The following is a 21,438-nucleotide window of genomic DNA, read 5'->3' as shown; positions in this document are numbered from 1 at the left end:
TCAGCAGACCTCGTGAGGCTTACTGGTTCTGGCCGTCGAGCTTCGCCTTCAGCAGCGCGCCGAGGTTGGTCGTACCGGTCGCAGCAGCGCTGGTGTCCGACTGCAGGCCGCGGATCGCTTCCTGTTGTTCAGCCGAATCCTTCGCCTTGATCGACAGGTTGATGCCACGCGACTTGCGATCGATGTTGATCACCATCGCGTTGACCTTGTCGCCTTCCTTCAGCACGTTGCGTGCGTCTTCGACGCGATCCTGCGAGATTTCCGATGCGCGCAGGTAGCCTTCGATGTCGCCCGTCAGCGTGATGACAGCGCCCTTCGCATCGACCGACTTCACCACGCCGTCGACGATCGAACCCTTGTCGTTCATTGCAACGTAGTTGCTGAACGGGTCGCCTTCGAGCTGCTTGATGCCGAGCGAAATACGCTCCTTCTCGACGTCGATGCCGAGCACGATCGCTTCGACTTCGTCGCCCTTCTTGTACTTGCGAACGGCTTCTTCGCCGGCTTCGCTCCACGACAGGTCCGACAGGTGGACCAGGCCGTCGATGCCGCCCGGCAGACCGATGAACACGCCGAAGTCGGTGATCGACTTGATTGCGCCCGTGATCTTGTCGCCCTTCTTGAAGTTGCGGCTGAAGTCATCCCACGGATTCGGCTTGCACTGCTTCATGCCGAGGCTGATACGACGACGGTCTTCGTCGATCTCGAGGACCATGACTTCGACTTCGTCGCCCAGCTGGACAACCTTCGACGGCGCAACGTTCTTGTTGGTCCAGTCCATTTCCGACACGTGGACGAGGCCTTCGATGCCCGATTCCACTTCGACGAATGCGCCGTAGTCGGTGATGTTCGTGACCTTGCCGAACAGGCGCGTGCCCGACGGGTAACGGCGCGAGATGCCTTCCCACGGATCGTCGCCCAGTTGCTTGATGCCCAGCGAGACGCGGTTCTTCTCTTGGTCGAACTTGAGGATCTTCGCGGTGACTTCCTGGCCAACCGACAGGACTTCGCTCGGGTGACGCACACGACGCCATGCGATGTCGGTGATGTGCAGCAGGCCGTCGATGCCGCCGAGGTCGACGAACGCGCCGTAGTCGGTGATGTTCTTGACCACGCCGTTGACGATCGCGCCTTCCTTCAGCGTCTCGAGCAGCTTTGCGCGCTCTTCGCCTTGCGTTGCCTCGATCACGGCACGACGCGACAGCACGACGTTGTTACGCTTGCGATCGAGCTTGATCACGCGGAACTCGAGCGTCTTGCCTTCGTACGGGGTCGTGTCCTTGACCGGACGCGTGTCGACCAGCGAACCCGGCAGGAACGCGCGGATGCCGTTGACCATCACGGTCATGCCGCCCTTCACCTTGCCGGTGATCGTGCCGGTGACGAGTTCGTTGTTGTCGAGGGCCTTTTCCAGCGACAGCCACGATGCAAGGCGCTTCGCCTTGTCGCGCGACAGGATCGTGTCGCCGTAGCCGTTTTCGAGTGCGTCGATCGCGACGGACACGAAATCGCCCGACTGCACCTCAACCTCGCCCTGATCGTTCAGGAATTCCTCGATCGGAATGTAAGCCTCGGACTTCAGGCCTGCATTGACGACCACGAAGTTGTGGTCGACGCGCACGACTTCGGCGGAAATCACTTCGCCGGCGCGCATGTCTTGGCGGGTCAGCGACTCTTCGAACAGAGCCGCAAAGGATTCGGTATTCGGGGTGGAGGTTTGCAGGTCGGACATAAAAATCTGATTGTGCATGGATCGCTGTGCCACGCCGGCCGGAATGGCAGGCTGAAAGGGCCAGATCGAAGTCCACACGGGGTTAAGGGTTTGAAACACGCTCCACGCTTACGGCGCGGAGCACCTACTGCTGCCCGCTTTCTCAGGCGGGCTGGCCGAGCGCCCGGTACCACTGCAGCACCTGGTCGACAGCCTCATCGACCGAAAGCGCCGACGTATCGAGCAGCCTGGCATCTGCCGCGGGCTTCAGTGGCGCGGCTGCGCGATTGCTGTCGCGCGCGTCACGTTCACGGAGATCCCGGAGCAAGTCATCTATATTAGCAGAAAAACCTTTTTGCATCAATTGCTTATGCCGTCTGGCCGCGCGCGCCTCGGCGCTGGCCGTCAGGAACACCTTCAGCACGGCGTCCGGGAAGATCACGGTGCCCATGTCGCGCCCGTCGGCGACGAGGCCCGGCGTCTTGCGGAACGCGCGCTGGCGCGCGACGAGCGCGGTACGCACCGGCCCGTGCACGGCAATCGCCGACGCGCGGTTGCCGACCGCTTCGGCGCGGATGTCGTTCGACACGTCGACGCCGTCGAGCTGCGCGCAGCCCTCGCGGAACGTGATGTGAAGATCGTCGATCAGCTTCACGAGCGCGTCGATGTCCTCCGCCGCGATGCCATAACGCACGCTCGCGAGCGCCGCGAGACGATACAGCGCGCCGCTGTCGAGCAGGTGGAAGCCGAGATGCGCGGCGACGAGCGCCGCGACGGTCCCCTTGCCGGAAGCGGTCGGACCGTCGATCGTGATGACGGGAGTCGGGTGAAAGGGTCGGGTCGATTTCATCGGTACGGTCGGGTCAGGCTTTGGCGAGCGCGGCGAAGCGGTCGAAATAGTCGGGGAACGTCTTGCCGACGCACTTCGGATCGTTGATCCGCACGGGCACGCCGCCCAGGCTGACGAGCGAGAAGCACATCGCCATCCGGTGATCGTCGTAGGTGTCGATCGCGGCGTTCGGCGTGAGCTGTTGCGGCGGCGTGACGACCAGATAGTCAGGGCCTTCCTCGACGATCGCACCGACCTTGCGCAACTCGGTCGCCATCGCGGCGATGCGGTCGGTTTCCTTGACGCGCCAGCTCGCGATATTGCGCAGCGTGCTCGTGCCGCTCGCGAACAGCGCGGCGACCGCGATGGTCATCGCCGCGTCGGGAATCAGGTTGAAGTCCATGTCGATCGGCTCGAGCTTGCCGTGGTCGTGGCCGATGCCGCGCACCTCGATCCAGTCGTCGCCCATCGATACGTTCGCGCCCATCTGCATCAGCGCATTCGCGAAGCCGACGTCGCCCTGGATGCTCGCGCGCCCCACGCCCTCGACGCGCAGCGGGCCGCCGCCGAGCGCGCCGGCCGCGAGGAAGTACGAGGCCGACGACGCATCGCCCTCGACCATGATGCGCCCCGGCGAACGGTAGCGCACGCCGGCCGGCACGACGAAGCGCTGCCAGCCGTCGCGCTCGACGGTCACGCCGAAGCGCTCCATCAGCCGGATCGTGATGTCGATGTACGGCTTCGAGATCAGCTCGCCGTCGACTTCGACGACGATCCTGCCGTCCGTCGCCTTCACGAGCGGCAGCGTCATCAGCAGCGCCGTGAGGAACTGGCTCGACACGTCGCCGCGCACGCGGATCGGCGCATCGACCGTGATCGCCGCAGGCTTGATCCGCAGCGGCGGAAAGCCTTCATTTTGCTCGTAGTCGATCTGCGCGCCGATCTGCCGCAGGCCGTCGACGAGATCGCCGATCGGCCGCTCGTGCATGCGCGGCACGCCGTGCACGCGATAGTCGCCGCCATTCACGGCGAGCGCCGCCGTCAACGGTCGCACCGCGGTGCCTGCGTTGCCGAGGAACAGGTCGGCGGTCTTCGCGGTGAACGCGCCGCGCGTGCCGGTGACCACACAGGTGTCGCCCTCGCGCGCGAGTTTCACGCCGAGCTTGCCGAGCGCATCCAGCATCACGCGCGTGTCGTCGGAATCCAGCAGGTTGGTGATCGTCGTGTCGCCTTCGGCAAGCGCCGCGAGCAGCAGCACGCGGTTCGAGATGCTTTTCGAGCCGGGCAGGCGCACGGTGCCCGATGCGCTGGAATACGGGCCGAGATCGAGATAGTCCATGGGAATCGTCCTGTTTCCTGTTATTTCTTGACCGGTTCGGCAGCGGGCTGCGCGCCACGTTCCTGCCATGCCTTGCGTGCCGCACGCGAACGCGTGAACACGGCTTCGAGCGCCGCGCCGTCGCCGGCGTCGATCGCCGCACGCAGCCGGGCGAGCACGCGCGTGTAGCCGTCGAGTTCGTCGAGCAGCGCCGCGCGATTCGCGACACACACGTCGCGCCACATTTCCGGGCTCGACGCCGCGATCCGCGTGAAATCGCGGAAGCCGCCCGCCGCATACGAGAATTTCAGTTCGGCATCCGTCTCGCCGAGGATCTGCTCGACGAGCGCGAACGACAGCACGTGCGGCAGATGGCTGATCGACGCGAACACGCGATCGTGCTGCGCCGTGCTCATCATGCGCACGTCGGCGCCGGTCGCCCGCCACATCGCGTCGATCCGCGCGACCGCTTCGGGTGCGTTCTCCGGCAACGGACACAGCACGACGTTGCGGCCGACGTACAGATCCGGCAGCGCGGCCTCGACGCCGCTCGACTCGCGCCCGGCGATCGGGTGGCCCGGCACGAATTGCGCGATCCGCACACCGAGCACGTCACGTGCCGCCGCGACGACGTCGGACTTGGTGCTGCCGGCGTCGGTGACGATCGTCGCAGCGTCGAGCCACGGCGCGATGCGCGCGAGCAACGGGCCCGTTTGCGCGACGGGCGCGGCCAGCAGCACGAGATCGGCGCCGGCAAGCGCGTCGCGCACTTGCGCATCGTCGTCGAGCGCCGCCGCGCGATCGATCACGCCGAGCGCGAGCGCGCGCTCGACCGACGCACGCGAACGGCCGACGCCGACGACTTCGCCCGCGCCGCCCGGTGCGCGCTCGCGCAGCGCGCGCGCCAGCGATCCGCCGATCAGGCCGACGCCGAAGATGACCAGTTTGTTGAATGCAAAGCCTGACACGACAAGAGCCAAGTGACGCGCGCGGAACGACGCCCCGCGCACGGAAGTCCAGATCCCGGGCAACGGGCCCGCACCCGGCGCGACCTGCACCGGATGCCGCCCGAACCCGCCTTGGGGCAGCGCCGCCCGGCCTGCCCTGCCCGCTTCGCCGCGCCGCCTGCGCATGCAGGCGACGGGCCGCTGCGCGTCAGCGCGCGCGCGGATACGAACCGAGTATCTTCAGGAACGCGGCCTTCTGGCCGAGCTCCGCGAGCGCGGCGGTCACGGCTGGCTCGTCCCGGTGCCCTTCGATGTCGATGTAGAAGTAATACTCCCACGTGCCGACTCGCGCCGGGCGCGACTCGAAGCGCGTCATCGACACACCGTGCCGCGCGAGCGGTTCGAGCAGCTTGAACACCGCGCCCGGCTCGTTCTTCACCGACACGATCAGCGAGGTCTGATCGTGTCCGCTCGGTCCGGCCGGCTGCTTGCCGATGATCACGAAGCGCGTGCGGTTGTGCGGATCGTCCTGAATCAGCGAGAACGCGATCTGCAGCCCGTAGTGCGCGGCCGCGCGGTCGCCCGCGATCGCCGCGACGCTCGGGTCGGCCGCCGCGAGACGCGCGGCCTCCGCGTTGCTCGACACCGCTTGCCGCTCGAGCTGCGGTGCGTTCGCGGCGAGCCACTGCTGGCATTGCGCGAGCGCCTGCGCATGCGCGCAGACGCGCGTCACGCCGTCGAGCGTGCCGCTCTGCGTGAGCAGGTTGTGATGAATCGGCAGCGCGAGCTCGCCGCTGATCAGCAACTGCGTCTGCAGCAGCAGGTCGAGCGTGCGCGACACCGCGCCTTCGGTCGAATTCTCGACCGGCGCGATACCGAACGCGGACGCACCGGCCTCGACCGAGCGGAACACCTCGTCGATCGACGGACACGGCAGCCCTTCGATCGACTGGCCGAAATACTCGAGCATCGCCTGTTCGCTGTACGTGCCGACCGGCCCGAGGAACGCGACGTGGATCGTCTGCTCGAGCGCGCGGCTCGCGGCCATGATCTCGCGCCAGATGGCGCTGATGTGCTCGCTCGCGAGCGGCCCCGCGCTCATGTCCTGCAGGCGCGCGATCACCTGCAGCTCGCGCTCCGGCCGAAACACCGGCGCGTTGAAGTGCTTCTTGACCTCGCCCACCTCGAGCGCCACCGCGGCGCGCTGGTTGAGGAGCGCAATCAGCTGCGCATCGATCGCATCGATGCGGTCGCGCAGCGGTTTCAGGCGGGAATTCAGTTCGTCGTCCATGCGTAGTTGCCGTGCTGTTTGAACAGCGCCGCGCTCAGGCGCCGCGCTGTTCGAAGTCCTTCATGTACTCGACGAGCGCCTTCACGCCCTCGAGCGGCACCGCGTTGTAGATCGACGCCCGCATGCCGCCGACGGACTTGTGGCCCTTCAGCTGCAGCAGCCCGCGCGCCTTTGCGCCGGCAAGGAAGTCTTCATTGCGCGTTTCGTCGGCCAGGAAAAAGGGCACGTTCATCCGCGAACGCACCGCCGGCTCGACCTTGTTCAGATAGAAGCTGCTCGCGTCGATCGTGTCGTAGAGCAGCTTCGCCTTCTCGATATTGCGGGCCTCGATCGCCTCGAGGCCGCCCTGCCGCTTCAGCCACTGGAACACGAGGCCCGCGATGTAGATCGCATAGGTGGGCGGCGTGTTGTACAGCGAATTGTTCTCGGCGACGGTTTTCCATTCGAATGCGGACGGGCAGATCGACAGCGCGCGATCGAGCAGATCCTCGCGCACGATCACGACCGTCACGCCGGCCATCCCGATGTTCTTCTGCGCGCCGCCGAACAGCACGCCGTACTTCGCGACGTCCATCGGGCGCGACAGGATGTGCGACGACACATCGGCAACGAGCGGCACGTCGCCGAGGTCGGGAATCTCGAACGTCTCGACGCCGTCGATCGTCTCGTTCGTGCACAGATGCACGTAGGCCGGATCGTCCGACAGTTGCCAGTCGGCACGGGCGGGCGCGCGCGTGAAGCCGTCCGCCGTCTTGCCGGATGCGGCCAGATGCGGCGTGCCGTATTTCTTCGCTTCGTTGAACGACTTCTGCGACCACGAGCCCGTCACGACGAAGTCGGCGGTCTTGCGCGAGCCGAGCAGGTTCATCGGCACGATCGCGTTCTCGGCGATGCCACCGCCCTGCAGGAACAGGATCCGGTGGCTGGCCGGCACCTCGAGCAACTCGCGCAGGTCGGTCAGCGCCGCCTCGTGGATCGACATGAATTCCTTGCCGCGATGGCTCATCTCCATCACGCTCATGCCGCTGCCGTGCCAGTCGAGCATTTCGTCGGCGGCCTGCCGCAGCACTTCCTCGGGGAGCGCCGCAGGACCGGCGGAGAAATTAAAGACGCGCATCGTGAAAACCTCGGGAGGGACGCGACCGGCTTGCCGCCGGCAGAAAGAACCGCGCCAGAAAAGAAATGGCCGCTTGCGCTCGCGCGCAAACGGCCATTATCGCACTGTCATCAGGCTCCCGCCAAACCCGGCCGAACGGCCGGGCGGCGTGCCCGGACGGCTTACTTGCCCGGCTTGACTGCCGCGACTTCCTTGTCAGCCTGCGCGCGCGTTGCCTGGATCGCTTGCGGCATGTACTTCTGCATCAGGCCGTTGACCACGTCGCGGCCAACCTGATCCTGAACCTGGATGAACTTGCGGCCCGTCGGGCTCTTGTAGAACGTCGTCAGATCCTTGATCTCCGACGTGCTGTAGTACTTCGCGTAGGCGTCGTACTGAGCCGACATCGCGTCGCTCTGGAACTGCTGCGAGCCGAACACCTTGCCTGCGCCGTCAACCAGCTTCGGCACTGCGTTCTTCTGCAGCGTCGGCACGGCGGCTTGCTTCTGCTTGTCGTTCAGCGTCTTGTTTTCCGACAGCGCGTCCGACAGGATTGCCGGCACGAGCTGCTTTGCCTGCATCTCGGCGCTGTTGCCGATAGCCGACACGAGCTTCGGCGCGTCGATCGCGTCGAGCAGATCCTTGATCGCTGCCTTCTTGTCGGCGTCGATCGGCGCAGCTGCTGCGGTCGTAGCCGGTGCGGAATTCGACAGCGCTTGCGCCATCGCGAACGTCGGCACCAGTGCAGCCAGCAGAACCAGTTGCTTGAATTGCTTTTGCATCATCACTCCCTTTTGGAAATATGAATGGTTGCTCGCCGACCGCGGCGCCTGGCGCCCGCGGCGGCTCGAGTCTCATCCGTTCTTCAGGCTTCGCCGTCCGACGCCTCGTCGGCCTCGCCATCGCCCTCTTCGGCTTCCGCGATCTGCTGCAGGCCGGAGAGCTTGGTACCCTCATCGAGACTGATGAGTGTAACACCTTGCGTGGCGCGTCCCATCTCGCGAATCTCCGACACGCGGGTGCGAATCAGCACGCCGGCGGTCGTGATCAGCATGATCTGATCCTCGGCGTCGACGAGCGTCGCAGCGACGACCTTGCCGTTGCGCTCGGACGTCTGGATCGCGATCATCCCCTTCGTGCCGCGGCCGTGACGCGTGTACTCGGTGATCGGCGTGCGCTTGCCGTAGCCGTTCTCGGTCGCGGTGAGCACGGTCTGCTCCTCGCTGCCGGCAACCAGCAGCGCGATGACCTGCTGCCCGTCCTCGAGCTGCATGCCGCGCACGCCGCGCGCCTCCCGGCCCATCGGACGCACGTCGTTCTCATCGAAGCGCACGGCCTTGCCGGCGTCGGAGAACAGCATCACGTCGTGCGCGCCGTCGGTGATCGAAGCGCCGATCAGGTAGTCGCCCTCGTCGAGGCCGACCGCGATGATGCCCTTCTTCATCGGACGGCTGAATGCCTCGAGCGGCGTCTTCTTCACGGTGCCGAGCGACGTCGCCATGAACACGAACTTGTCGGCCGAGAATTCCTTGACCGGCAGCACGACGTTGATCTTCTCGCCTTCCTGCAGCGGGAACATGTTGACGATCGGGCGGCCGCGCGAGTTGCGCGAGCCCTGCGGCACTTCATAGACCTTGACCCAGTACACGCGACCGCGGTTCGAGAAGCACAGGATGTAGTCGTGCGTGTTCGCGATGAACAGCGTCTCGATCCAGTCGTCTTCCTTCATCTGCGTCGCCTGCTTGCCGCGACCGCCGCGCTTCTGCGCTCGATACTCGGACAGCGGCTGCGACTTCACATAGCCCGCGTGCGACATCGTGACGACCATGTCCTGCGGCGTGATCAGGTCTTCGGTGTTCAGCTCGGTCGCGTTCAGCTCGATCTTCGAGCGGCGTGCGTCGCCGAATTCGGCCTTCACCGACGTCAGCTCTTCGCCGATCATCGTCGTGATCCGCTCAGGGCGGGCGAGGATGTCCAGCAGGTCGGCGATCTGCGCCATCACTTCGCGGTACTCGCCGATGATCTTGTCCTGCTCGAGACCGGTCAGGCGTTGCAGACGCATCTGCAGGATTTCCTGCGCCTGCGTGTCGGACAGACGGTACAGCCCGTCGGTCTGCATCCCGAACGCCGGGTTCAGGCCTTCCGGGCGGTACGCGGAGCGGCCGCCCGCCGACGCGTTCTCGGTCTCGGCGCGCGTGAGCATCTCGCGCACGAGCGACGAATCCCACGGCTTCGCCATCAGTTCCTGCTTCGCGATCGGCGGCGTCGGCGCTGCCTTGATGATCGCGATGAACTCGTCGATGTTCGCGAGCGCGACTGCAAGACCTTCGAGCACGTGGCCGCGTTCGCGGGCCTTGCGCAGTTCGTAGATCGTGCGGCGCGTCAGCACTTCGCGTCGATGCGACAGGAAGCACTGCAGGATTTCCTTCAGGTTCAGCAGCTTCGGCTGGCCGTCGACGAGCGCGACCATGTTCATGCCGAACGTGTCCTGCAGCTGCGTCGCCTTGTACAGGTTGTTCAGCACCACTTCGGGCACTTCGCCGCGCTTCAGTTCGATCACGACGCGCATGCCGCTCTTGTCGGACTCGTCGCGGATGTCGGAGATACCCTCGAGCTTCTTCTCGTTGACGAGCTCGGCGATGCGCTCGAGCAGCGAGCGCTTGTTCACCTGGTACGGCAGCTCGTCGACGATGATCGCCATCCGCTGGCCGCGGTCGATCTCCTCGAAGTGCGTGGCCGCGCGCATCACGACGCGCCCGCGCCCGGTGCGGTAGCCGTCGCGCACGCCGGCGACGCCGTAGATGATGCCGGCCGTCGGGAAGTCCGGCGCCGGGATGATCTCGATCAGCTCGTCGATCGTCGCTTCCGGGTTGCCCAGCAGATGCTGGCACGCGTCGACGACTTCGTTCAGGTTATGGGGCGGGATGTTGGTCGCCATGCCGACCGCGATGCCCGACGAGCCATTGATCAGCAGATTCGGGATGCGCGACGGCAGGACCGACGGCTGCATCTCGTTGCCGTCGTAGTTCGGCTCGAAATCGACCGTTTCCTTGTCGATGTCGGCGAGCAGTTCGTGACCGATCTTCGCCATGCGAATTTCGGTGTAACGCATCGCCGCGGCATTGTCGCCGTCGATCGAGCCGAAGTTGCCCTGTCCGTCGATCAGCATGTAGCGCAGCGAGAAGTCCTGCGCCATCCGCACGATCGTGTCGTACACCGCGGTATCGCCGTGAGGGTGATACTTACCGATCACGTCACCGACGATACGCGCCGATTTCTTGTACGCGCGGTTCCAGTCGTTGTTCAGTTCGTGCATCGCGAACAGTACGCGCCGGTGCACGGGCTTCAGGCCATCGCGGACATCCGGAAGGGCACGTCCGACGATCACGCTCATCGCGTAATCGAGATACGAACGGCGCATTTCCTCCTCTAGGGAGGTGGGCAGGGTCTCTTTGGCGAATTGATCCATGTATCCGTATCGTTTCGGAGCGAAGACGGCGAACGCCTTTCGCGTGGGCGCTGCATGCGCAACGCAACGCGAGATTCTAACATGCGCCCATCAGCCGCCAATTCGCCGCACCCCCTCTATATGTAAACAGCAAAAATCGCGGCCACGGCGACAGCACCCCGAACCGGCCGCGATCGCGCCCCTTCAGGACGGTCGGGGCTCGCGCGAGTCCGCGTCGCGCACGCGAGTAAACCCTTGCGGCCTTTCGCGCAATTTCGCGGACACGCTCTTGACAATCCCTGAAAGTTGCGGCAGGCCGGTGTTGCGCATGCACCACAAAGTTGGAGCGATCTTAGGGTGGGGAGGATTTTTTTTCGTAGGAAGGGAACGATATGGCAAAATGCCAACGCACTGAAAGTTAGACGCTGCTCGAAGTCTACACAGAGCGGTGCCGCGTTTTTTGTGCCGCACCAATGTTATACTTCGAGCAATGTATGACTTGTCACCGTCAACAGGCTCGCAGTAAACCTGCGGTAATCTCAATTTCGAGAGGAGAAATATGAATAAACTTTCAAAGCTCGCGTTCATTGCAGCTACCGCAGTTATGGCTGCATCCGCTTCGGCACAGTCGGTGCCGGCGTCGCGTCAAGCCGTCAACGACAACTGGGTGAACGGCACGGGCGAATGGGTGTGGATGAACGGCACGAACGAGCTCTGCTGGCGTGACGCGTTCTGGACGCCGGCCACCGCCAACGCGAAGTGCGATGGCGCACTGGTCGCCCAGGCACCGGCACCGGCACCGGCTCCGGTCGCACCGGTCGCTCCGGCAATCACGAGCCAGAAGATCACGTATCAAGCTGACGCACTGTTCGACTTCGACAAGGCAACGCTCAAGCCGCTGGGCAAGCAAAAGCTGGACGAACTGGGCTCGAAGATCCAAGGCATGAACACGGAAGTGGTCGTCGCTACGGGCTACACGGACCGCATCGGTTCGGACAAGTACAACGACCGTCTGTCGCTGCGCCGTGCGCAAGCTGTCAAGTCGTACCTGGTCAGCAAGGGTGTCCCGGCCAACAAGATCTACACGGAAGGCAAGGGCAAGCGCAACCCGGTCACGACCGGCTGCAACCAGAAGAACCGCAAGCAACTGATCGCCTGCCTCGCACCGGATCGCCGCGTGGAAGTGGAAGTGGTCGGTACGCAAGAAGTCCAGAAGACGACCGTTCCGGCGCAGTAAGCCGCGGTTTTCGACTGCTTCAAAGCCCCGCTCCGGCGGGGCTTTTTCTTTGACGCCCGTCCAGGCGCTCGCTGGCCTCGTTGTGCGCCCCCTTATATACTCGGGGCTGACGTACCGACGCGCCGCCCTCCTTCCGTAGCCCGTTTGCCGACATGACCAACGCCGATCCGCACGAACTCCAGAAATTCAGCGACCTCGCCCATCGGTGGTGGGACCCGAATGCCGAATTCAAGCCCCTGCACGACCTGAACCCGGTCCGGCTCGGCTGGATCGACTCGCATGCGCATCTCGCGGGCAAGCGCGCGCTCGATATCGGCTGCGGCGGCGGAATCCTGTCAGAATCGATGGCCGGGCTCGGCGCGCAGGTGAAAGGCATCGACCTGTCGACCGAAGCGCTCGGCGTCGCCGACCTGCACAGCCTCGAAAGCGGCATCACGGTCGACTACGAGGCGATCGCCGCCGAAGCGATCGCCGAACGCGAGCCGGGCACCTACGACGTCGTCACCTGCATGGAGATGCTCGAGCACGTGCCGTCGCCGGCCGGCGTCGTCGCCGCGTGCGCGACGCTCGTGAAGCCGGGCGGCTGGGTGTTCTTCTCGACGCTGAACCGCAACCTGAAGTCCTATCTGTTCGCGGTGATCGGTGCGGAGTACATCGCGCAGATGCTGCCGAAGGGCACCCACGACTACGCGCGCTTCATCCGCCCGTCGGAACTGGCGAGCTTCGTGCGCGGAACCGATCTGCACATCGTGGAGATCAAGGGCATCACCTATCACCCGATCGGCAAGCGCTTCGCGCTGTCGAACGACACCGACATCAACTATCTCGTCGCGTGCCGCCGCGGCGCGTGACCTTCCGACCGGCATGACGACTCCCCTTTCGACCGGGCGGCCTGCACTCGACGAGCCGCGCCTGCTGCACTGCGATGCCGTGCTGTTCGACCTCGACGGCACGCTCGCCGACACGGCGCCCGATCTCGCCGCCGCCGTCAACAAGATGCAGCGCGTGCGCGGCCTGCCCGAAACGTCGATCGATGTGCTGCGGCCGCTGGCATCGGCCGGTGCGCGCGGCCTGCTCGGCGGCGCGTTCGGCATCGACCCGCAATCGCCCGGCTACGAAGCGATGCGCGACGAGTTCCTGACCAATTACGCGACGGACATCTGCGTGCACACGGTGCTGTTCCCCGGCATCGGCGACGTGCTCGACGAACTCGATGCGCGCGGCGTGCGCTGGGGCATCGTCACGAACAAGGCGATGCGCCTCACCGCGCCGCTCGCCGACCTGCTCGGCCTCGCCCCGCGCGCGGCCTGCATCGTCGGGGGCGACACAACGCCGCACTCGAAACCGCATCCGGCCCCGCTGCTGCACGCGGCGGAGCGAATGACGCTCGCGCCCGAGCGCATCGTCTATGTCGGCGACGACCTGCGTGACATCCAGGCCGGCAGCGCGGCGGGGATGGCGACGGTCGCGGCCGCGTACGGCTACTGCGGCGACGGCGCCGCGCCGGCCGACTGGCAGGCGCAGCATCTCGTCGGCTCGACGCAGGAACTGCGCGAACTGCTGCGCGATGTTGGGCTATAATGATTGATCTTATCCGCGGGGGCGACCTGGTTTCGACAGGGGTTGTGAAGCGGCTAGGGCATGTCGAGGACCCGTCACCTCGTTAATCAATGGGAAAATCGTAACTGCAAACGACGATACGTTCGCACTGGCAGCCTAACGGCCGCCGTCCTCTGCCTAGTTCACTGACGGGCTAGTGTCGCAAGACCGGTAGCAATACCGCCAGAGGTCATTTACGTCAGTTAAGCCCTGTCGGCGTCGCGACGCCAGGGTCGAAAACCTAGCGAATCGCCGTAGTGCAGCGTGTTCGTCCGCGTCGCTGCGGTTAAATCAAATGACTGAACTAAACATGTAGAACTAGTCGTGGAGCGCTTCTGGACGCGGGTTCGATTCCCGCCGCCTCCACCAAATTCCGCGCTTGACGCACGAACCCCGCACGACGCGAGTCTGCGGGGTTTTTTGTTGCCGGTGAAACCCGACGTCCCACGCCTGCCGAAAAAGCGCCCGGCCCCGGACGGGCCGGGCGGAATGCCGCCGGTATGCCGGCGGCAGGAGGTGACGGAAGGTCGGCGTCGCCCGCACGGTGATCGACCGCAGCGGACGACACCTGCCCGGCACCGCGACCGGGACGCGACGCATCGTCGCAACCGCCGCGTGGCCTCGCCGGGCGATGCGCGGCTCAGCTGCCGCGATACAGCGACTTCATTTCATCCGCGCTGGCCGGACGCACGCCGATCGCACGCGACCCCGATGCCGATGCGCCCTGCACCTGCGCGCCATAGCCGCTGGCGTCGGCGCCTTGCGCCTGGGCGAGCGCGCGCTGCTGCTCGGCGACGCGGGCGGTGGCAGCCTGGATGGCTTCCGGATAGTGCGGATCTTCGCCGCTGGCGGTGTTGTAACCGGCCTGCTGGAGTTGAACCAGTTCGGCGCGAACCTGTGCGCGGGTGAGTGCCGAGCCGGACTGCGCGAACGAAACGACCGGAACAACGAGAGCGGCGGCGACGACAACGGCTTGAACGAGCGACTTCATGATGACCTACCTCCAGATTTGTCTGATTTCGCGGTGAACACCCGTTCATCGCTGACAAACCGAAGTTTATGTAGGCGGATGCTTAAGAATAAGGCAGGTTTCTGGAAGAGATCCTTCCTGGATTAAGGGTTAACCCTAGAGTCGAGCATTCGACATCCGCCCACGCCGGCCGCACAACCGGCCGCACAACGACTCGCCACAAAAACACGGGCCCCGCGAAGCAGCAAGCTTCGCGGGGCCCGGAGATAACCGCCCAACCCCGTGCGGTTACCGGCAACTCGGCCGAGGCGGCAGCGATGCCGCTCGCCGGCGCGGGTTTACTGAGTGTCCATCGGGCACTTCAGGTTGCAACCGTTCGGATCACCCATATCGCCCTTGCGGCGCAAGGACGACTTCTTGCCGCTCTGGTATTTCTGCGACGGCGTTGACGCCGCGAACGGCATCTGCGGATGCTCGTTCAGACGGAACTGCTCGCTCAGAATCCCGCCCGGCACGCCCGGGGAATTCTGCGCAAGCGCAAACGGCGAAACAGCAACAAGAAGCCCCGCGGTCAACGCGGCCGCGGAGAGGTGAACGGAAAGTTTCATGGCGGGATGACGCCTGAACGGCGTGCTTGTTGGAACGTTGATCAAGCGGCAAGCGTAGCGCAAATCCCTCGCTGCTGCAGCGCGGTTCGCGCGCGCCCACGTTACCGCGCGTTGCCGTCCGGTGCACCCGCCCCGGCGGTACCGGCGAGTCCCGCCGCGATACCGGTCAGCGTCCCGCACGCGGCCGGATCGTAGCCGTCGAGATGCGCGACGCGCTCGACGAAGCGCGCATCGCGCAGCAAGGCAAGCACGCCGGCGAGCGGCCGCGAATCGAGCTGCGCGCGCTCGCACGCGAAGTAATAATCCTCGTCGACGACCGGGATGAAATCGAGCCCGAAATGATGGGCGGCCGGCTCCACGCCGAAGCCGAGATCGGCCATCCCGCTCGCGACGAACGCGGCGATCGCCGAGTGCGTGAGTTCGGCCGACGCATAGCCGTCGATACGCTCGGGATCGATGCCGATCGCACGCAACGCGAGATCGAGCAGCATGCGCGTGCCCGACCCCGGCTGCCGGTTGACGAAGCGGATGTCGTTGCGGGCGAGATCGGCGAGCCCGCGGACCTGCTTCGGGTTGCCGTGCGGCACGAACAGCCCCTGCTGGCGACGCGTCAGATGAATCAACACGTGACGCGTGTCGTCGAGCCACGGCCGGTAGATCTGCGCGCACTGTTCGCGGAACGCGCCGCGCGGCAGATGGAAACCGGCCAGCTCGCATTCGCCGCGCGCGAGCGCCTGCACGGCCTCGACGCTCTCGCGATACTTGATGTCGACGGCAGCCTGCGCATCGACGAGCGCGGAAACGAGCGTCGCGACCGCATAACCGTGCGATGCATGGATGCGCACGGCGCCGTCGCGCTGCGCGAGCCGCCGGTTCAGGTCGCTCGCCACCTCGGCCGCCAGCGCGCGCAGGTTCCCGTCGAGACGGCTGCGCGCGAGGCGCTGCGCGTCGACGACCGCCTGCCCCAGCTCCGACAGCGTCGACCCCTTGCCGCGCGCGGTCTCGATCAACTCGCCGCCGACACACGACTCCAGCGCCCGCAGCATGCCCCACGCGTGCCGATACGACAGCCCTTTCACCTGCGCAGCCTGCGCGATGCTGCCCGTATCGGCCACGAGCTCCAGCAACGGGGCGACGTCCGACAGGCTCGCCGTGCGGCCCTCCGTGTCGCGTACGGTCAGATACGCGTCGCATTCGATTCGAATCAATTATGCACTCCGATTTCCTATTGCGACTGCCGAATCTTCCGCTTATCGTTGCTCAAAATCAATCAGGACGAAGTCCCGGTGTGCACTATATGAATTACGGGCACATATGAGACTTTGGAGGAGCATAACCGATGTCCCCGAATTCCCCTGCGCCCGACGCGCTCGTCGAGCGTCATGCACGCGCCGGCCGCTCGCTCGTCGCGATCCTGCATGCGATCCAGGACGATGCCGGCTACGTGCCGGCAGGCTGCGTCGCACCGCTCGCGAAGGCGCTGAACCTGTCGCGCGCGGAAGTGCACGGCGTGCTCACCTACTATCACCACTTCCGCACCGCGCCGCCCGCGCGCGTGACGATCCAGATGTGCCGCGCCGAGGCGTGCCGCAGCATGGGCTGCGAAGCGCTGGCCGCGCACGCGGAGGCGCGCACGGGTTGCCGGTTCGACGCGGCGCACGGCGATGGCGCCGACGCGCACGCCTGCGGCGACGTCGCGCTCGAATCGGTCTACTGCCTCGGGTTGTGCGCGCAATCGCCGTCGCTGACGGTCAACGGCGTGCTGCACGCAAAGGTCACGCCGGAGAAGTTCGACGCCCTGCTCGCCGACGCGGCCGCCCACACCCCGGAGGCCGCATGACGACCCGCATCTACGTTCCGCGCGATTCGTCCGCGCTGGCGCTCGGCGCCGACGCCCTTGCCGCCGCGATCGTCGCGGAAGCCGAACGGCGCGGCGTCGCGATCGAACTGATCCGCAACGGTTCGCGCGGGCTGCTGTGGCTCGAGCCGCTCGTCGAGGTCGGCACGGCCGCCGGGCGGGTCGGCTACGCGAACCTGTCGGCCGCCGACGTGCCCGCCCTGTTCGACGCAAACTGGCTCGACGGCGGCACGCATCCGAGCGGCGTCGGCCTCGTCGACGCCCTGCCCTATCTCGCGCGCCAGCAGCGCCTCACGTTCGCGCGCATCGGCCTGACCGATCCGCTGTCGATCGACGACTACCTGAAGCACGACGGCCTCGCCGGCCTGAAGAACGCGCTCACACTCGACGGCGACGCCGCGTGCGAGATGCTGATCGAATCGGGGTTGCGCGGCCGCGGCGGCGCCGCCTTCCCGGCCGGCATCAAGTGGCGCACCGTCCGGCAGGCCAGCGCGACGCAGAAGTACATCGTCTGCAACGCGGACGAAGGCGATTCGGGCACGTTCTCCGATCGCCTGATCATGGAAAGCGACCCGTACTGCCTGATCGAAGGGATGATCATCGCGGGCATCGCGACGGGCGCGACGCTCGGCTACATCTACGTGCGCAGCGAATACCCGCACGCGATCGCGGCACTCGAAACCGCGATCGTGCGCGCGCGCGAAGCCGGCTGGCTCGGCGAACGCGTGCTCGGCTCCGCACGTGCGTTCGACCTGCACGTCGCGAAGGGTGCCGGTTCGTACGTGTGCGGCGAGGAAACGGCGCTGCTCGAATCGCTCGAAGGCAAGCGCGGCGTCGTGCGCGCGAAGCCGCCGCTGCCCGCGCTCGCCGGCCTGTTCGGCCAGCCGACCGTGATCAACAACGTGATCACGCTCGCGACCGCGCCGGTGATCTTCGCGCGCGGCGCCGCGTTCTATCGCGACTACGGGATGGGCCGCTCGCGCGGCACGCTGCCGTTCCAGCTCGCGGGCAACATCCGCCACGGCGGCCTCGTCGAGCTCGCGTTCGGCGTCACGCTGCGCGAGCTGCTGTTCGACTACGGCGGCGGCACGGCGAGCGGCCGGCCCGCGCGCGCCGCCCAGGTCGGCGGCCCGCTCGGCACCTATCTGCCCGAACACCAGTGGGACGTGCCGCTCGACTACGAGGCCTATACGGCCATCGGCGCGGTCGTCGGTCACGGCGGCATCGTGCTGCACGACGACACATCGAATCTCGCGGCGCTCGCCGAATACGCGATGAAGTTCTGCGCGATCGAATCGTGCGGCAAGTGCACGCCGTGCCGGATCGGCTCGACGCGCGGCGTCGAGACGATCGCACGCATTCGCGAAGGCGACACATCGGAGCGACAGGTCACGCTGCTGCGCGACCTGTGCGACACGATGCTCGCCGGCTCGCTGTGCGCGATGGGCGGGATGACGCCGTACCCGGTGCTGTCCGCGCTCGACCATTTCCCCGAAGATTTCGGGCTCGCCGCCGGCAAGCAAGCCGCGTCGGGTCCGGTCAAGGCTGCGGCCTGACCCAGAAGGAGCCCTGCATGTCCCTCGACACGAACAACGTCCGCCAAGGCGGCTGCGGCTCGGGCCAATGCGCGTGCAAGAGCGCCGCACAGGCGCGCGTGCGCGATCCGTTCGACGACACCGACTACGGCACGCCGCAACGCTATGCCGACACCGACGTCACGCTCGAAATCGACGGCCAGCCGGTGACGGTGCCGGCCGGCACGTCGGTGATGCGCGCCGCGATCGAAGCCGGCGTCAACGTGCCCAAGCTCTGCGCGACCGATTCGCTCGAGCCGTTCGGCTCGTGCCGTCTGTGCCTGGTCGAAATCGAAGGCCGGCGCGGCTATCCGGCATCGTGCACGACCCCCGCCGAAGCCGGGATGAAGGTGCGCACGCAGTCGGACCGGCTGCAGTCGCTGCGCCGCAACGTGATGGAGCTGTACATTTCCGACCATCCGCTCGACTGCCTCACCTGCCCCGCCAACGGCGACTGCGAGCTGCAGGACATGGCGGGCGTGGTCGGGCTGCGCGAAGTGCGTTACGGCTTCGACGGCGCGAATCATCTGCGCGAGCAGAAGGACGAATCCAATCCGTACTTCACGTACGATCCGTCGAAGTGCATTGTCTGTAACCGCTGCGTGCGCGCGTGCGAGGAAACGCAAGGCACGTTCGCGCTGACGATCGCCGCGCGCGGTTTCGAATCGCGCGTCGCCGCCGGCGAGAGCGAATCGTTCATGGCATCGGAATGCGTATCGTGCGGCGCCTGCGTCGCCGCGTGCCCGACCGCCACGCTGCAGGAGAAGTCCGTCGTCCAGCTCGGCCAGGCCGAGCACTCGGTCGTCACGACCTGCGCGTACTGCGGCGTCGGCTGCTCGTTCAAGGCCGAGATGAAGGGCACGCAGGTCGTGCGCATGACGCCGCACAAGAACGGGCTCGCCAACGAAGGCCACGCGTGCGTGAAGGGCCGCTTCGCGTGGGGCTACGCCACGCACAAGGACCGCATCACGAAGCCGATGATCCGCGAGAAGATCACCGACCCGTGGCGCGAAGTCAGCTGGGAAGAGGCGCTCACCTACGCGGCGACGCAATTCCGCAAGCTGCAGCAGAAGTACGGCCGCGATTCGATCGGCGGCATCACGTCGTCGCGCTGCACGAACGAGGAAACCTACCTCGTACAGAAACTCGTGCGCGCCGCGTTCGGCAACAACAACGTCGACACCTGCGCACGCGTGTGCCACTCGCCGACCGGCTATGGCCTGAAGACGACGCTCGGCGAATCGGCCGGCACGCAGACCTTCGCGTCGGTCGGCCAGGCCGACGTGATCGTCGTGATGGGCGCGAACCCGACCGACGGCCACCCGGTGTTCGGCTCGCGCATGAAGCGGCGCATCCGCGAAGGCGCGAAGCTGATCGTGATCGACCCGCGCCGCATCGACGTGGTCGACGGCCCGCACGTGAAGGCCACGCACCACCTGCAGCTGCGCCCCGGCACCAACGTCGCGATGGTCAACGCGCTCGCGCACGTGATCGTCACCGAAGAGCTCGTCGCCGACGCATTCGTCGCCGAACGCTGCGACACGCGCGCGTTCGAGCAATGGCGCGACTTCGTGTCGCGCGCCGACAACTCGCCCGAAGCGACCGCGGACGTGACGGGCGTACCGGCCGACCTGGTACGCGAAGCCGCGCGCCTCTATGCAACCGGCGGCAACGCCGCGATCTACTACGGCCTCGGCGTGACGGAACACGCGCAAGGCTCGACGACGGTGATGGGCATCGCGAACCTCGCGATGGCGACCGGCAACATCGGCCGCGAAGGCGTCGGCGTCAACCCGCTGCGCGGCCAGAACAACGTGCAGGGCTCGTGCGACATGGGTTCGTTCCCGCATGAGCTGCCCGGCTACCGGCACATCAGCGACGAAGTCGTCCGCACGCAGTTCGAACAGGCCTGGTCGGCCACGCTGCAGCCGGAACCGGGGCTGCGCATCCCGAACATGTTCGACGCGGCGCTCGACGGCAGCTTCAAGGGGCTCTACTGCCAGGGCGAGGACATCGTCCAGTCGGACCCGAACACGCAGCATGTCGCGGCGGCGCTGTCGTCGATGGAATGCATCGTCGTGCAGGACATCTTCCTCAACGAGACCGCGAAATACGCGCACGTGCTGCTGCCCGGCTCGACGTTCCTCGAGAAGGACGGCACGTTCACGAACGCGGAGCGCCGCATCTCGCGCGTGCGCAAGGTGATGCCGCCGCTCGCGGGCTATGCCGACTGGGAAGTCACGCTGCTGCTGTCGCAAGCGCTCGGCTATGACATGCACTACGCGCATCCGTCGGAAATCATGGACGAGATCGCACGGCTCACGCCGACCTTCTCGGGCGTGTCGTACGAGCGGCTCGACGCGCTCGGCAGCATCCAGTGGCCGTGCAACGAACAGGCGCCGGACGGCACGCCGACGATGCACATCGACGCGTTCGTGCGCGGCAAGGGCCGGTTCGTGATCACGCAGTTCATTCCGACGCCGGAAAAGGTCACGCAGCGCTATCCGCTGATCCTGACCACGGGCCGCATCCTGTCGCAATACAACGTCGGCGCGCAGACGCGCCGGACCGAGAACGTCCAGTGGCACGAAGAGGATCGCCTCGAGATCCATCCGCACGATGCGGAGGATCGCGGGATCCGGACCGGCGACTGGGTCGGCATCGAATCGCGGGCCGGCCAGACGGTGCTGCGTGCGCTCGTGTCCGACCGCATGCAGCCGGGGGTCGTGTACACGACGTTTCACTTCCCCGAGTCGGGCGCGAACGTGATCACGACGGACAGCTCCGACTGGGCGACGAACTGCCCGGAATACAAGGTCACGGCCGTGCAGGTGATGCCGGTTGCGCAGCCGTCGGACTGGCAGCGCGCCTATGCGCGCTTCAACTCGGAGCAGCTCGACCTGCTCGAGCGCCGCGCCGCCACGCCGGCCGCCGTGACGACGGGCAAGTGAG

The 21,438-nt window shown here is 66.1% G+C and carries 17 protein-coding genes and 1 other RNA gene; 7 read left to right on the top strand and 11 right to left on the bottom strand.

The genetic code is table 11. From position 1 onward, the window contains the following. Nucleotides 1-19: 19 nt before the first annotated feature. The 8 genes from rpsA to gyrA all read right to left on the bottom strand — a co-directional run bounded on the left by rpsA (nt 20) and on the right by gyrA (nt 10,661). Nucleotides 20-1,732, bottom strand: coding sequence for a 30S ribosomal protein S1 (gene rpsA, locus U5771_RS08175; protein WP_044844859.1), 1,713 nt, complete (start codon nt 1,730-1,732; stop codon nt 20-22). A 142-nt stretch (nt 1,733-1,874) separates the two neighbouring features. Next, nucleotides 1,875-2,561 (bottom strand): (d)CMP kinase, encoded by a 687-nt coding sequence (gene cmk / locus U5771_RS08170; RefSeq protein ID WP_124501928.1) that lies wholly within the window; start codon nt 2,559-2,561, stop codon nt 1,875-1,877. Between the two features lie 13 nt (nt 2,562-2,574). Beyond that, entirely contained in the window at nt 2,575-3,879 is a 1,305-nt protein-coding gene (gene aroA / locus U5771_RS08165; RefSeq protein ID WP_322023496.1) for a 3-phosphoshikimate 1-carboxyvinyltransferase, read from the bottom strand. Between the two features lie 20 nt (nt 3,880-3,899). Continuing rightward, nucleotides 3,900-4,826, bottom strand: a complete 927-nt coding sequence (locus U5771_RS08160; protein WP_322023495.1) for a prephenate dehydrogenase/arogenate dehydrogenase family protein — start codon at nt 4,824-4,826, stop codon at nt 3,900-3,902. A 187-nt stretch (nt 4,827-5,013) separates the two neighbouring features. Next, nucleotides 5,014-6,096, bottom strand: a complete 1,083-nt coding sequence (gene pheA / locus U5771_RS08155) for a prephenate dehydratase (RefSeq protein WP_322023494.1) — start codon at nt 6,094-6,096, stop codon at nt 5,014-5,016. 34 nt (nt 6,097-6,130) lie between these two features. Continuing rightward, complete coding sequence (serC, locus tag U5771_RS08150; protein ID WP_322023493.1) at nt 6,131-7,213, bottom strand: 3-phosphoserine/phosphohydroxythreonine transaminase; 1,083 nt, start codon at nt 7,211-7,213, stop codon at nt 6,131-6,133. Between the two features lie 161 nt (nt 7,214-7,374). After that, entirely contained in the window at nt 7,375-7,974 is a 600-nt protein-coding gene (locus U5771_RS08145; RefSeq protein WP_322023492.1) for a DUF2059 domain-containing protein, read from the bottom strand. A gap of 83 nt (nt 7,975-8,057) precedes the next feature. Further along, a complete protein-coding gene (gene gyrA, locus U5771_RS08140; protein ID WP_044844841.1) occupies nt 8,058-10,661 on the bottom strand; it encodes a DNA gyrase subunit A in 2,604 nt (867 codons plus the stop codon). A gap of 538 nt (nt 10,662-11,199) precedes the next feature. Here gyrA and ompA point away from each other — a divergent pair. The 4 genes from ompA (at nt 11,200) to ssrA (ending at nt 13,845) form a co-directional block, all read left to right on the top strand. Next, nucleotides 11,200-11,877 carry an outer membrane protein OmpA gene (ompA, locus tag U5771_RS08135; protein ID WP_322023491.1) on the top strand — a complete coding sequence of 226 codons (678 nt, stop codon included), beginning with the start codon at nt 11,200-11,202 and terminating at the stop codon, nt 11,875-11,877. A gap of 152 nt (nt 11,878-12,029) precedes the next feature. Continuing rightward, nucleotides 12,030-12,728: a bifunctional 2-polyprenyl-6-hydroxyphenol methylase/3-demethylubiquinol 3-O-methyltransferase UbiG gene (gene ubiG, locus U5771_RS08130; protein ID WP_044844843.1), complete on the top strand. Its 699-nt coding sequence runs from the start codon at nt 12,030-12,032 to the stop codon at nt 12,726-12,728. A gap of 13 nt (nt 12,729-12,741) precedes the next feature. Next, nucleotides 12,742-13,458, top strand: coding sequence for a phosphoglycolate phosphatase (gene gph / locus U5771_RS08125; RefSeq protein WP_322023490.1), 717 nt, complete (start codon nt 12,742-12,744; stop codon nt 13,456-13,458). Nucleotides 13,459-13,475: 17 nt separating this feature from the next. Beyond that, nucleotides 13,476-13,845: a transfer-messenger RNA gene (ssrA, locus tag U5771_RS08120) on the top strand. A 271-nt stretch (nt 13,846-14,116) separates the two neighbouring features. On the opposite strand, the gene U5771_RS08115 is transcribed toward ssrA, so the two are convergent. The 3 genes from U5771_RS08115 to U5771_RS08105 form a co-directional block, all read right to left on the bottom strand. After that, entirely contained in the window at nt 14,117-14,467 is a 351-nt protein-coding gene (locus U5771_RS08115) for a DUF4148 domain-containing protein (RefSeq protein ID WP_322023489.1), read from the bottom strand. A 317-nt stretch (nt 14,468-14,784) separates the two neighbouring features. Then, entirely contained in the window at nt 14,785-15,054 is a 270-nt protein-coding gene (locus U5771_RS08110; RefSeq protein WP_322023488.1) for a hypothetical protein, read from the bottom strand. Between the two features lie 101 nt (nt 15,055-15,155). Further along, complete coding sequence (locus U5771_RS08105; protein WP_322023487.1) at nt 15,156-16,262, bottom strand: substrate-binding domain-containing protein; 1,107 nt, start codon at nt 16,260-16,262, stop codon at nt 15,156-15,158. A 131-nt stretch (nt 16,263-16,393) separates the two neighbouring features. Here U5771_RS08105 and U5771_RS08100 point away from each other — a divergent pair, with 131 nt between their 5' ends. The 3 genes from U5771_RS08100 to fdhF are packed head-to-tail and all read left to right on the top strand — an operon-like array spanning nt 16,394 to nt 21,437. Continuing rightward, nucleotides 16,394-16,894 (top strand): NAD(P)H-dependent oxidoreductase subunit E, encoded by a 501-nt coding sequence (locus U5771_RS08100; protein WP_322023486.1) that lies wholly within the window; start codon nt 16,394-16,396, stop codon nt 16,892-16,894. Then, a complete protein-coding gene (locus U5771_RS08095) occupies nt 16,891-18,468 on the top strand; it encodes a formate dehydrogenase beta subunit (protein WP_322023485.1) in 1,578 nt (525 codons plus the stop codon). The genes U5771_RS08100 and U5771_RS08095 overlap by 4 nt, the downstream gene beginning before the upstream one ends. 17 nt (nt 18,469-18,485) lie before the next feature. Further along, nucleotides 18,486-21,437, top strand: a complete 2,952-nt coding sequence (fdhF, locus tag U5771_RS08090; protein WP_322023484.1) for a formate dehydrogenase subunit alpha — start codon at nt 18,486-18,488, stop codon at nt 21,435-21,437. The last annotated feature ends 1 nt before the right edge of the window (nt 21,438 follow it).

Origin of the sequence: Burkholderia sp. BCC1977, assembly GCF_905339595.1 — a bacterium.
In the GTDB taxonomy this organism is placed as follows: Bacteria; Pseudomonadota; Gammaproteobacteria; order Burkholderiales; family Burkholderiaceae; genus Burkholderia.
This window is presented reverse-complemented; position numbering and strand designations above follow the sequence as displayed.